Raw genomic sequence first — 12,829 nt, 5'->3', positions numbered from 1 at the left:
CAGACGCGGCGCGGGCGACCGAAGTCGACCCGCGCCGCGAGTGGTGTGTGCGATCAGGCCGAGACGACCGGAGCCGTGTTCAGGCGGCTTCCCGACTCGAGGTCGAACGCGTGGACGTGACCCGGGTTGGCGGCCAGGGTGACCGTCTCGCCGGCGTTCGGGTGGCTGCGACCGTCGACGCGCGCGACGAGGTCGGTGCGCTTGCCGTTGATGTCGGTGTGGCCGTAGAGGTAACCGTCGGCGCCGAGCTCCTCGACGAGGTCGACGACGACCGAGAGGCCCTTGCCGTCGGCCGGTCCGACCGTGATGTCCTCGGGACGCACGCCGACCGTGACCTGCGTGCCGTTCGCGCCGGCGACCGCGTCACGCTCGAGCGGGACGACCTCGGTGCCGAAGCGCACGCCGCCCTCGGCGAGGTCCGCCGTGAACAGGTTCATGGCGGGGGAGCCGATGAAGCCGGCGACGAACACGTTGTTCGGCTTCTCGTACAGGTCGCGCGGCGTGCCGACCTGCTGCAGGAGGCCGTCCTTGAGCACCGCGATGCGGTCACCCATGGTGAGGGCCTCGGTCTGGTCGTGGGTGACGTAGACCGTGGTGACGCCGAGGCGGCGCTGCAGCGACGCGATCTGCGTACGCGTCTGGACGCGCAGCTTGGCGTCGAGGTTCGACAGCGGCTCGTCCATGAGGAAGACCTGGGGCTGACGCACGATCGCGCGACCCATGGCGACACGCTGACGCTGACCACCCGAGAGGGCCTTCGGCTTGCGGGTCAGGTACTCCTCGAGGTCGAGCAGCTTGGCGGCCTCGAGCACGCGGGTGGCGCGCTCTTCCTTGCCGACGCCGGCGATCTTGAGCGCGAAGCCCATGTTCTCGGCGACCGTCATGTGCGGGTACAGCGCGTAGTTCTGGAAGACCATCGCGATGTCACGGTCCTTCGGCGGGACGTCGGTGACGTCGCGGTCGCCGATGAGGATGCGGCCCGCGTTGACCTCTTCGAGGCCGGCGAGCATGCGGAGCGACGTGGACTTACCGCAACCGGAGGGTCCGACGAGGACGAGGAACTCGCCGTCGGCGACCTGGAGGTCGAGCTTGTCGACGGCCGGACGGGTGCCGCCCGGGTAGAGGCGGGTGGCCTCGTCGAAAGTCACAGATGCCATTGTGTTTCTCCTTCACCGGCAGGTACGTGCCGGACGATCCGTAGTGATGGATGCGGCGGTTCGACCCGCCGTGACCCCTCATTGGGTCGCCCTCAGTATGACATGGACCGCGGCATCTGGGTATTTCTCAGGTGCGATGGTTAACATCGAATCCGGCCGTGCAACGCGGCGATCGTCGCCTATCCGATATCCGATGATCGGGGCCACCCTGCCCCCGTGAGACTTTCAAGAGGAACGATGTCGAGCGACGAAACGCCGAACGTCCCCACCCCTCGCAACTCCCGCGAGGCTGTGCGGGAGAAGGCACAGCGAGTGCATGCAGCGCAGTCCCGTGCGCGCATCATGCGACGGATCATCATCGGGACGCTCGCGGTGGTCGCCGTCGGTGCGATCGGTACCGCCGTGACTCTCGCGGTGTCGGCGCAGGTCTCGAAGCCCCAGCTCTCGCCGACCGGCATGCACGGGGACGGCGTCGTCGTCTCCGAGCTCTCCGCATCTGCGGCATCCGATGCCGGTACGGCTACGCCCACCCCCGACTCCTCCGAGGCCGAGGCCCCCGCCGAGCCGACGGCCGAGCCGACGACGGCCCAGAAGGTCGACATCCACATCTACGTGGACTACCTGTCGGATGACGCCGGCGAGTTCGAGCGCGCCAACGCCCGCCAGCTCACCAACTGGATCAGCGAGGGTGCGGTCACCGTGACCTACCACCCCGTCGCCCTGCTCACCGCGAGCTCCAACGGCACCAAGTACTCGCTGCGCGCCGCCGCTGCGGCCGCCTGCGTCGCGACGCACTCGCCCGACCAGTTCTACGCCTTCAACCACGACCTGCTCGACGACCAGCCCGAGGTGAACACCGACGGGCTGTCCGACAGCGAACTCGCGGATCTCGCGGGGGCCGTCGGCGTCGACAACACCAAGACGGTGCGCAGCTGCATCCAGGACGGCGACTACCTGACCTGGGCCAAGGAGGCGACGACCCGTGCACTTGAGGGTCCGCTGCCCGGTTCCGACGACCTCGTGCTCGCGTCGACCCCGATGATCGTCGCCAACGGCGAGGCATACGTCGGCGCGCTCGACGACCCGGCCGAGTTCTCGCAGTTCGTGCTCACGGTCGCCAGCGACGCGTACTACCAGGCCACCGCGACGCCCACGCCGACACCGACCGAGACTCCGGCCGAGTAGGTCGGAAGCCCGAGAGGTCGGGAGACCTCCGCCACCATCGCTAAGCTGGTGGCACCCGCCGACTTGGCGCAATTGGTAGCGCACCGTACTTGTAATACGGGGGTTACGGGTTCGAGTCCCGTAGTCGGCTCTCAGGAATCGCAGGGGACTGCGGTCACTCGTGCGGGTGTTCTCCGCGCAGCAGCTCCGCACGCTGATCGGCGACGCCGCTCGGGATGGTCTCGCCGTAGGTCGTGACGTCGGGACCCGCGGAGGTCTTCTCGATGCCGCAGACGGCCGCGCCCTCGTTGCCGTCTCGATCCGTGGGCACGACCACGAACCAGGTCGTCTGCTCGGCCAGCCACTCGACGGTGCCCCGGTCGCTCGCGTACGTCGCGCCGCCCGCGTAGGCATCGACCTTCTCGACGCACATCGTCACGAGCTCGCCGTCGGTGGGATCGGACGCGACCGGCGGCGACGAGGGGGCGGGCGCCGTGGACGGGCTCGACGAGGGAGCGGGCGTGGCCGTGGACGTGGGCGCGGTGGTCGCCGTTCGCGTCGGAGCCGGCGTCGCCGAGGATGCGGGGATCGGAGTTCCCGTGCAGCCCGCGAGCAGCGCGACGAGAGCGATCAGGGGGACGACGGCAGAACGGCGCATTCCTGAATGCTATTTCACGGTGATCACGGACTGCGCGTTGGTCGCCGTGTCGCACATCGTGATCCGCCAGACGTCGGAACCAGCGTCATCGACGCGGGCCATCTCGATGATGAGGGGGCTGGGCCACTCCTCGCCCGAGCGGTCGGCTGCCGTGTAGGCACTCGTTCCCGCCGTCTGCTCCGCTTTCGTGAGGGTGACAGTTCTCGCCCACCGCAGCGGGCGGGTCGGGGACGGATGCCGCGCACTCGCCGAGCATCCCGGCGAGGGCGACGGCGACGACGGCGACGGATGCTCGGCGGAGGATATGCATGCGGTGAGAGTATCCCGAATCGGAAATACCCCACGGGATCCATCGGTTGCGACGAGTATGACTCGTATCGGAAACAGCGACCTTGATGTCTTCCCGCTCTCTCTCGGCGGCAACGTATTCGGCTGGACGGCCGATCGCGACACGTCCTTCGACGTGCTCGACGCGTTCGTGGCGGGCGGGGGCGACTTCATCGACACCGCCGACGGTTACAGCGCGTGGGTGCCCGGGAACTCCGGCGGCGAGAGCGAGACGATCATCGGCGAGTGGCTGGCGTCGCGCAAGCCGCAGGGCGTCACGGTCGCGACGAAGGTGAGCACGCACCCGGAGTTCCGGGGACTCGCCGCAGCGAACATCCGCAAGGCTGCCGAGGCATCGCTCGCGCGTCTCGGCGTCGACGCGATCGACCTCTACTACGCCCACTTCGACGACGAGAGCGTGCCCCTCGAGGAGACGGTCGGCGCTTTCGGTCAGCTCGTGACCGACGGCCTCGTGCGCAACGTGGCCGTGTCGAACTACTCCGCCGATCGAATCCGCGAGTGGATCGAGATCGCGCAGCGCACGGGCGCCGCGCTGCCCGTCGCCGTTCAGCCGCACTACAACCTCGTGCACCGCAACGACGTCGAGAACGAGATCATCCCGGTGGCCGAGGAGTTCGGCCTCGGACTCGTGCCGTACTACTCGCTGGCGAGCGGCTTCCTCACGGGCAAGTACCGCTCCACCGAGACCGCGGGGCAGTCCTCGCCCCGCGCCGAGGGCGCCGCCAAGTATGCGACTCCCGCGGGCCTGAAGATCATCGACGCCCTCGAGGAGATCGGTTCCGCGCACGGAGCCTCGATCGCCGCGACGTCGCTGGCCTGGCTGCGTGCACAGCCGACGGTGGCAGCCCCCATCGCGAGCGCCCGCACGGTCGAGCAGGTTCCCGACCTCCTCGCCGGCGCTCGCCTGGAGCTGAGCGCCGACGAGGTGCAGACGCTCGACCGCGTCTCGGAGTGGACTCCCGCTCAGGCCTGAGCGGACACCGGCGTCCTCACCAGAGGAAGGTGACGCCGACCGCGGCCGCGACACCGATGGCCGCGGTCGGCCACCAGAACCACCGTCGACGCGCGGGGAGGAACGGCAGCGAGCGACCGCGCAGCGCGAGCAGTCCGACCGCTGCCAAGGTCGGCGCGAGAGCGACGCCCCACACCCAACCGCCGACCGCGAACCACGGGCCGCTGTGCCAGAGCAGCAGGAGCCCGGCAAGCGCCCACACGAGGTCGCTGAGCGAGGGGAGCAGCGCCTTCGCGCGGAGGGCCCGGAGCAGCGCGACGACACCGAGCGCCAGTGCGATGCCGAAGACCGACCATCCCAGGATCAGATACGGCTCGGCGGGGCCGGGGATCGGCGCACCCGAGAGATACGACATCGCGACGTAGTCGACGGTCGCGACGGTGTTCGACAGGGCGATGAAGGCCGTGCCGGCGTCGCGATCCATCGTGAGGATCGTGCGGAAGCCCGCTGTGCCGCCGTTGTGCCAGGTCTGAGTGCCGGCGCCGTCGAAGGATGCAGAGGTGATCCAGCCCCAGCCGATCTCGCCCTCCGCTCCCAGGGGAGCGGTCGGCTCGAGTGCGGCTGCGCCCGGCGCCGAGCCGTCGAGGTTGGCCTGCGCCCAGATCGCCAGGTCGGATGCCGTGGTGAACGTCGACGACCCCGCGGGCAGATATCCCTCCCCCCACCAGCGCGGTGCGGGTGTGCCGTTGAGGAGGAAGCCCGGAACCGCATCGACCGGCACCTCTGCGGCCGTCGCCGCGACCGTGGTGTGCTCCATCCCGAGCGGGCCGGTGAGGCGCTCGTCGAGCAATGTCGCATAGTCGTCGGCGCCGGCCGCCTCGACGAGTGCGGTGCCGAGGAGCGAGACGCCGAAGTTCGAGTAGACGGCGCCCTGGTCGGGGTCGACGGGGGCGATGGCCGCGTCGGCGATGAGCTGCGCCGTGGTCGACGACGCGTAGGCGTTGTCGTTGAGGATCAGGCTCGTCACCGCGCCGTCGGCGGCCGTCGCGCCCAGGCCGGGGAGTCCGGAGGAGTGCTGCGACAGCGACGCGAGGGTGACGTCGCCGGCATCCGTTCCCTCGAGGGCCGTGAGGTGCTCCGCGAGGCGATCATCGGGGGCCACCTCTCCGCGTTCGATCGCGTCGGCGAACAGCGCTCCGGTGAAGGTCTTCGTGATCGAACCGAGCTCGAACACGGTGTCGGGCCCGGGTGCCTCCGGGTGTGCGGGATCGGCGTCACCGAGACCGGCGAAGACGACGCCGTCCGGATCGATCTCCGCGACCGACAGCGAGCGGAATCCGTCGAGGCCTCCGGGCAGAGTGCGGATGCTCTCCGCCAGGGTCTCGTCACCGCTCCAGGCCGAGCTCACGGTCTGCTGCTGCGGCCCGACGGCCGCGCCGAGGGCGATCGCGGCGACCGCGCCGCCCGCCAGGAGGCCGAGCACGGGACCGGGGGAGCGTCGCGCGGGCGACGTCGCTGTCGGGGCGGGGCCTGTGAGTGCGGGGGTGGGGGAGGTCACGGTGCGGCTGCTCCTCAGCTCGAGGCGATCATGGTCAGGACGAGGAGCGGCACGATGCGCGCCCCCGGCACCTCGTAGAACCCGCGGCGCGGGGAGGACAGCCACCCCGCGCTCACGAGCTGGCGGAGGTGGTGGTAGAGCTGGCCGGACGACGCGAACTGCTCCAGTTCGAGCAGCTCAGCGGTGGTCTGGGTGCCGGTGAGGATGACGCGCACGAGCTCGAGACGCACCGGGTGCCCCAGTGCTTCGAGGGGTCGAGCGAGTTCGCCCCAGTCCTTGCCGAGGAGCTCTTCCGCGTAGAGGCCGTACTGCCAGTGGATGGGCCCGGCCGGTACCTCGACGGCACCCGCCATCATCACCGCGCCGGGAGCCCGGCGTCCGAGTTCATTGACGAACCAGAGCGGATCGGCGGCGGGGTCCGATGTCGCAGCCCCCGGTTCCGGTGTCGCGGTCGAGGCGTCGGCCGACGGCTCCTCGACCTGCGCACGCAAACGCTCGAGTTCGCGTTCGAGGGTGTCGACCCGGCTTTCGATCGCGTGCAGCGCGTCACGTTCCATGGCTGCAACCGTAGCAATAGTTCGTAATTACGGAGAAATCGAACGTCTATGATCAGCTGAACAGCACGATCACGTACACCGCGAAGACCGCGAGGTGCGCGGCACCGTGCATGGCCGTCACCCTCTTCGCCGCGAACGTGGTCACCGAGAGCAGCAGCGTCACACCCAGCATCAGGAGGTTCGCCGGAGACTCGGCCAGCACCACGGTCTGGCCGGTGAGCATGCCGATGACCAGTACAGCGGGGATCGTGAGCCCGACCGTCGACACCAGCGCTCCGTGGCAGAGGTTCACCACCCGCTGCGCCTCGCCCCCGAGAGCTGCCCGCACCGCGGTGAGGGACTCCGGCAGGAACACGATCGCGGCGATCAGCACGCCGGCAAGTGCGGCCGGGGCTCCGAGACGACCGAGGCCGTCGTCGAGGAGCGCCGCCATGTCGTGCGAGAGCAGCACGATCGGGGTGACCGTCACCACGAGCAGGGCGAGGCGCACCAGGACCTCGGTGCGGTGCGCGGCGAGAGTCTCGCGGATGCTCGTGCGCGGCGCAGCGTCGGCGGCATCCGTCCGTCGCCGCAGGCGTTCGTCGACCTCGGTGAAATCGCCCGCCTGCGCCCCCATCTGCCGGAAGAGGAAGAATGCGTAGATCCCGAGGGTCAGGATCACGATCGGGATCTCCTGGCCGAGGGTGTACGAGCCGTCGCGGCCGATGAGAGCCGGGAGGGCGAACGCGAGCGCGACGAGCACCACGAGCATCGCCAGGTAGGCCGAGGTTCCCGTGCGGTTGTGCGCCATGCCGCGGTGGCGGAGACCGCCGAGCAGCAGTGCGAGACCGATCACGAGGTTCAGGATGATCATCGCGACGGCCATCACCGAATCCCGGGCGATGGTGGCATGGTCGCCCGGTCCGAGCATGACGGCCGAGATGAGGATCACCTCGATCAGCACGATCGACAGGGTGAGTACGAGCGATCCGTAGGGGTCGCCCAAACGGTGGGCGAGGGCTTCGGCCTGCTTCACCACGCCGAACGCGCACACCAGGATCACACCGATGATCACCCCGAGGGCGACGATCAGCAGGGGGACTGCGACAGGGGCCGCGAGCAGGGGGTGCGCCAGCAGCACCAGGATGTAGGCGCCCCAGCCCAGGGCGATTCGGGTGATATCGGGTCGTCCGACGAACTGCTTCACAGCGGTGGGGATCATCATCCGGTTCCTTCGCGGGGCCGTCCCCGGGTGATGACGCGATCCGGGTCGTCCCGGCCGCAGCGTGCACCGTGCACACCCAGTATTCTACCGGCTGTGTCCGACGGATTCCTGGGCAGTACTCGTCAAGGAGAAGGGGAGCGCATCGCGCTCCGGAGAGGAGAAGCGGATGCTGGCGGTCGTCGTGCACATCGCGGTCGCCGCGATCGCGGGGTGGCTGGCCGTCGAGGCCGCGCACTACGCCCGGAAGCATCCGAATCGTGATCGTCGCGATCCGCGCCGCCTCCGACTGATGAAGATCCTGCCGATCGGCGGGTGGACCCTGCTCCTGCTCAGCATCCCCATGATCCTGCTCTCGGACGGTTCGCGCGACGATGATCGCACCGCCATGGCGATCGCCTCGTTCGCGATCCTCGGCGGCGGCATCCTGTTCCTCGTCATGTACCGCAACTGGTACGTCGCGTTCGGCGACGAGGAGGTGACCTTCCGCACGCTCGCGGGTGTCACGCGCAGCTTCCGCTACTCCGATATCGCCGACTACTCGGTACGGCGCTCGGATCAGGGGCCGATGCTCACGGTGCGCACCGCCCTCGGAGTGCGGCTGAGCCTCAACATCCGGATGTACGACGCCTCGCCGTTGCTCGCACAGCTGCAGTTCCACCAGGCGACGGGGCGTTGGGCGATCCGCGGAGAGCTACGCCGCTGACTGGTCCTCGTCGTCCTCGTCGTCGCTGCGCAGATGCGCGATGTGGGCCGCGTGCCGCTGCAGATGGTTCGGCGAGCGGCGCACGAACAGCCAGGCGACGACGAGCAGCGCGAACCAGATCGGCGTCACGAGCAGAGCCGTGAGGGTATCGGGCTGGGTGGTCAGCGCCCACAGGATGAAGACGAAGAACGCCAGCACGACGGAGACCATGAACACTCCGCCCGGCATCCGGAAGGCGGAGGTCGCGGCCTTCTCCGGGCGCCGGCGGCGGTAGACCACATAGCTGAGCAGGAAGATCGTCCACACGAACATGAAGCACACGGCGGAGACCGTCGTCACCATGTCGAAGGCGGTGCCGATGTCCTTGCCCGCGTAGAGCAGTACGACGCCCGAGAGCAGGAGGATGCAGGAGAGGAACAGCGCGTTCTGGGGCACGCGGCGCTTCGACAGGCGACCGAACAGCTTCGGCGCGTCACCGTCGTGCGCGAGCCCGAAGACCATGCGCGAGGTGGAATAGATGCCCGAGTTGGCGCTCGACATCGCCGAGGTCAGCACCACCAGGTTCACGACGGTCGCGGCGATGCCGAGGCCGGCCAGGGCGAACATCGCGATGAAGGGGCTCTCCCCGGCGACGTACTCGGTCCAGGGGGTCACCGCCATCAGCACGATCAGCGCGCCGACGTAGAAGAGCAGGATGCGGATCGGGATGGCGTTGATCGCCTTGGGGAGGTTCCGCTTCGGGTCCTTCGTCTCGGCGGCGGCGGTGCCGACCAGCTCGATCCCGACGAACGCGAAGACCGCGATCTGGAAACCGGCCACGAACCCCATGAACCCGTGCGGGAAAATGCCGCCGTGGCTCCAGAGGTTCGCGAACGACGCGGTACCGGCGTCGTGCTCGAAGCCGGTGAAGATCATCACGAGACCGGTGACGATGAGAGCGACGATCGCCACGATCTTGATCAGCGCGAACCAGAACTCCATCTCACCGAACGCGGCGACCGTGGGGAGGTTGAGCGCGAGCAGGATGACGACCACGGCGACACCGGGGATCCACAGCGGGATGCCGGGGATGAGGGTGTTCGTGTACCCGGCGATCGCGATGACATCGGCGACGCCCGTCACCACCCAGCAGAACCAGTACGTCCAGCCCGTGAAGAACCCGGCCCACGGGCCCAACAGGTCGCTGGCGAAGTCGCTGAACGACTTGTACTTGAGGTTCGACAGCAGCAGCTCGCCCATCGCGCGCATCACGAAGAAGAGCATGAACCCGATGATCATGTAGACGAAGATCACCGAGGGGCCGGCCACCGAGATCGTCTTGCCGCTGCCCATGAAGAGCCCGGTCCCGATCGCACCGCCGATCGCCAGGAGCTGGATGTGGCGGTTGCTCAGCGCTCGCCGGAGGTGCTGTTCTTCGTCGGTACTCTGCACGGTCACCCGATGCAGAGTAGCCGACGAGAACGGGTCACTCCGAAGCGACACCCCTGCGGCGCAGCGCCAGCGCACCGAGCGCGAGGAGCGCGAGTGCGACGAGCGCGACCGGCCCCGCGGGGAAGTCCGACCCCGTCGTGGCGAGGGCGTCACCGGCATCCGATCCTGCGCCGGATCCCGCTCCGGCACCGCTGTCGCCGCCGTCCGTGCCGTCACCGCTGCCGCCGTCACCGCCACCGCCGTCGGCGACCGGGGCGAGCACCGTGACCGCGAGTTCGGCGACGCCCGAGGCCGCCGTGGCGGTCAGGGTGTGCGCACCCGGAGCGACGGATGCCGGGGGAACGACGACCGCGCGTGCCGTGCCGTCGGCTCCCGCGGTGAGGGTCGCGAGGCGCACCGGGTCGGAGTTCAGCACGAGCTCGATCTGCTCGCCCTCCGCGAAGCCCGAGACGGTGATCTCGGAGGGCGAGCCGATTCGAAGGGTGCCGCCCGTGACCGCGATCCGCTTCTCGGTGAACGCCGTGCCGAACGACAGTTCGACGGTCTGCGAGGGGAAGAGCTTGAACTCGACGGGGGAGAGGTCCTGCGCCTCGGTGCCGTCGCCGTAGATGTCGACCGTTCCCGAATCGAGCAGCAGGCGCACGGAGGTTCCGTCGGCGAGGTCGCGCACGCCCGCGATGCCCTCGTAGGAGCCGGGCCAGTTCGCGAGTCCGAGGGGGCCGGATGCCGCGACCGGGGCGTCGTCCAGCGAGCCGGACCACCCGAAGAGGGCGAAGCGACCGGTGTCGTCGGCGCTGCCGGCGACGATCAGGTAGTCACCGGACTCGGCGCGGGCCATGTCGCGGATCGCTCGCCCGCCGAGGTCGAGGAGGATCGGGTCGCCGACGACGGCATCCGCCCCGGCGACGACGTCGGCGATGTCGGCGACGGGCACGATGAGAGCATCCGCGTCGTCGCCGACCTCGGGCGAGCGGAAGCCGAGCCACAGCGTCGTGCCGTCCGGCGCGATCGCCGCTCCCTCGATGTTGAGCGAGTCGGGACCCTCGGCCGAGACCCCCGGCTGGGTGGCCGCGAGGAACCCGAAGCGGTCGGCGCCCAGACCGTGCTGGTCCTCGTGGTCCCAGGCGACGAGCGCGTCGCGCAGCACGTTGCGGTAGCCGACGAAAGTGAGCGTCGCGTCCGCGCCGGATCCGGAGATCCGCGTCTGGAGAACGATGTCGCGGTCGAGTCGCACGTTGCCGCTGCGGGTGTTGCCGGTCGATCCGATCCAGAAGACCTGGTCGCCGGCCTGGGCGACGGCCTCGAAGTCGTGGGCTTCACCTGCGCGTTCGAACTCGATGCGATCGCTGAAGTCGAACGCCGCGACGGCTTCTCCGCCCTCTTCCGAGAAGAGACGGATCGCGTTCGAGTCGTCGTCGGCCGCGAAGAAGTATCCGTCCCCGGCGTCGATCGCGGCGGAGGCATCCGACATGCCGAAGTGCCCGCGAGCGCCGCCATCGGCGAAGGCCGGGGCGACGCGGTAGGGGAGCTGCGAGATCGCGGTGCGTCCGTCATCGGTGCGCAGATGCACGGTGAGCACGGCGGTGCCGGTGGTCGCGGGTGTCGCCGCGAGCCGGAAAGATCCGTCGTCGGCGACGTCGAGGCGGATCGCCTCGTCGGGCACGACCGCGGGGTTGCTGCTGGTCACGGTCGCCGTGACGGCCTCACCGGCGGCATCGGCGATCACACCGGTGGCCGCGGGGTTGGTGTCCTGCCCGAGCACGGCGGCGAGGGCGCTGCCGGCACCGCCGGGAACGCGCACGTCCCACGACAGGGTCGGCTTCGCGAGGATGGGGCCGACCGCATCCGTGCCCGGCTCGAACCCGGGCGCGAAGGCGACACCGCGGAACGCGGTCTGGGGCGCCGCCGTCGCGAGCACATCGGTCTGCGCGGTGAACGCGGAGTCGTCACCGGAATCGACGATCCGCACGATCTCGTTGCCCTGGTTGAGCCCGCGCACGGCGTACAGCACCGAATCGTCGCCGGCCGGGCGTGCCTCGAGGCCCCAGAAGTCGCCCGGCAGGGTGTCGACCCAGGTCCAGGTGGCACCGGTCCGGCGGTACTTCGCGATGCCCTCGTTCGCCCCCTCCGTGTAGCCGACGTACAGGTGTTCGCCGGCGAAGGCGAAGTCGTGCGCGACGGAGGCCCCGGCCGGGGCCGCGGCCACGAGCGTGAGCGGTGCTCCCGCGGCGGTGGGGATGCCGGTGCCGACCGTGTTCAGCCCCGAGAACCCGCTGCGGTCGCTCGTGAGGTAGAGCTGGCCGTCGTGGATGTCGACCACGCGGCCGTTGTTGAGGTTGCTGCTGCCGGAGACGACGGCGGTGGGGGTGATCCCACCGGCTTCGACCGTGAGGACGCCGCCGGCGGGAGCCGTGGAGTCGCCGCCGTGCCCGCCCGCCCAGTAGCGTGTGCCGTCGACCGTGGCGGTGCCCCGGATGTGACGCAGCGAGAACCCTCCGGCGAGCGTCGTGGCGGTGTCGACGTCGCCCTCCGATCCGATCCGGGCGATCACGCGCAGCGTGTCGGGGGCGGCCGTGTCGTTGAGCGAGCCCGATCCCGGGGCCGCGTCGTATCCGCCGAGCGTCACGTAGCGGTGATCGGCGGACTGCTGCAGTGCCCCCTGCTGGTCGCGGTTCGCCCCGAGGGTGAACGCGTGCTGATCGCCGGCATCCGTCGTCGGCAGCGCGATCGTGTCGCCGAGCTCGCCCTGTCCGTCGAGGAGCTGGATCGCGACCGGAACCGCGTCGTTGCCGGTGGTCGCGCCGTCGCCGACGACCGAGACGGCGAGCTGGTCGGCGGGGGCATCGGCGGCGACGGCCGCCTGCGGGGCGACGATCGCCGCGCTCGCCGCGACGAGCGCGGCGAGGCCGAAGGAGAGGGAGCGGGGGATGGGCACGGCGAGTACCTCCGGTCGGGGGTCGGGTCGATCCGACACAAACGGAAGCGGACGAACGGATGCCGACGCAGGGGTGAACGGCAGGCGAACAGCGCACCGGGAACATGACGGATGTCATCCGCACCGCGTGACATCGACCTCCGGTGCGGGCCGTGCTCGCGG

General features: G+C 69.8%; 10 protein-coding genes and 1 tRNA gene. 4 read left to right on the top strand and 7 right to left on the bottom strand.

Features of this window, described 5'->3' with window-relative positions; all coding sequences use genetic code 11:
- Window positions 1-53: 53 nt before the first annotated feature.
- Window positions 54-1,157, bottom strand: a complete 1,104-nt coding sequence (locus KV396_RS02005) for an ABC transporter ATP-binding protein (protein WP_247625011.1) — start codon at window positions 1,155-1,157, stop codon at window positions 54-56.
- Window positions 1,158-1,394: 237 nt separating this feature from the next.
- On the opposite strand from KV396_RS02005, the gene KV396_RS02000 reads away from it, so the two are divergent.
- Entirely contained in the window at window positions 1,395-2,342 is a 948-nt protein-coding gene (locus KV396_RS02000) for a DsbA family protein (protein ID WP_247956672.1), read from the top strand.
- A 57-nt stretch (window positions 2,343-2,399) separates the two neighbouring features.
- Window positions 2,400-2,472 (top strand) — tRNA-Thr (locus KV396_RS01995).
- A gap of 24 nt (window positions 2,473-2,496) precedes the next feature.
- Here KV396_RS01995 and KV396_RS01990 read toward each other — a convergent pair.
- Window positions 2,497-2,979, bottom strand: coding sequence for a hypothetical protein (locus KV396_RS01990; RefSeq protein ID WP_247625008.1), 483 nt, complete (start codon window positions 2,977-2,979; stop codon window positions 2,497-2,499).
- Window positions 2,980-3,346: 367 nt separating this feature from the next.
- Here KV396_RS01990 and KV396_RS01985 point away from each other — a divergent pair, with 367 nt between their 5' ends.
- On the top strand, window positions 3,347-4,300 hold the full coding sequence (locus KV396_RS01985; protein WP_247625006.1) for an aldo/keto reductase: 954 nt from the start codon (window positions 3,347-3,349) through the stop codon (window positions 4,298-4,300).
- 16 nt (window positions 4,301-4,316) lie between these two features.
- Here the strand turns inward: KV396_RS01985 and KV396_RS01980 are convergent, their stop codons facing one another.
- From KV396_RS01980 to KV396_RS01970, 3 genes are read right to left on the bottom strand one after another with little or no spacing between them, the layout of a single operon-like run.
- Window positions 4,317-5,837: a serine hydrolase domain-containing protein gene (locus KV396_RS01980; RefSeq protein WP_247956671.1), complete on the bottom strand. Its 1,521-nt coding sequence runs from the start codon at window positions 5,835-5,837 to the stop codon at window positions 4,317-4,319.
- A gap of 14 nt (window positions 5,838-5,851) precedes the next feature.
- The gene (locus KV396_RS01975; RefSeq protein ID WP_247956670.1) at window positions 5,852-6,394 is read right to left on the bottom strand and encodes an ArsR/SmtB family transcription factor; all 543 of its coding nucleotides are present in this window, start codon (window positions 6,392-6,394) and stop codon (window positions 5,852-5,854) included.
- Between the two features lie 52 nt (window positions 6,395-6,446).
- Window positions 6,447-7,595 carry a calcium:proton antiporter gene (locus KV396_RS01970; RefSeq protein ID WP_247956669.1) on the bottom strand — a complete coding sequence of 383 codons (1,149 nt, stop codon included), beginning with the start codon at window positions 7,593-7,595 and terminating at the stop codon, window positions 6,447-6,449.
- Window positions 7,596-7,764: 169 nt separating this feature from the next.
- On the opposite strand from KV396_RS01970, the gene KV396_RS01965 reads away from it, so the two are divergent.
- Complete coding sequence (locus KV396_RS01965; protein ID WP_247956668.1) at window positions 7,765-8,301, top strand: hypothetical protein; 537 nt, start codon at window positions 7,765-7,767, stop codon at window positions 8,299-8,301.
- Here KV396_RS01965 and cycA read toward each other — a convergent pair.
- A complete protein-coding gene (cycA, locus tag KV396_RS01960; RefSeq protein ID WP_247957551.1) occupies window positions 8,290-9,747 on the bottom strand; it encodes a D-serine/D-alanine/glycine transporter in 1,458 nt (485 codons plus the stop codon). The two genes, KV396_RS01965 and cycA, sit on opposite strands and share 12 nt — an antisense overlap.
- A 19-nt stretch (window positions 9,748-9,766) precedes the next feature.
- On the bottom strand, window positions 9,767-12,667 hold the full coding sequence (locus tag KV396_RS01955; protein ID WP_247956667.1) for a hypothetical protein: 2,901 nt from the start codon (window positions 12,665-12,667) through the stop codon (window positions 9,767-9,769).
- Between the last annotated feature and the right edge of the window lie 162 nt (window positions 12,668-12,829).

Source organism: Microbacterium galbinum (assembly GCF_023101185.1).
GTDB classification, from domain to species: domain Bacteria; phylum Actinomycetota; class Actinomycetes; order Actinomycetales; family Microbacteriaceae; genus Microbacterium; species Microbacterium galbinum.
This window is presented reverse-complemented; position numbering and strand designations above follow the sequence as displayed.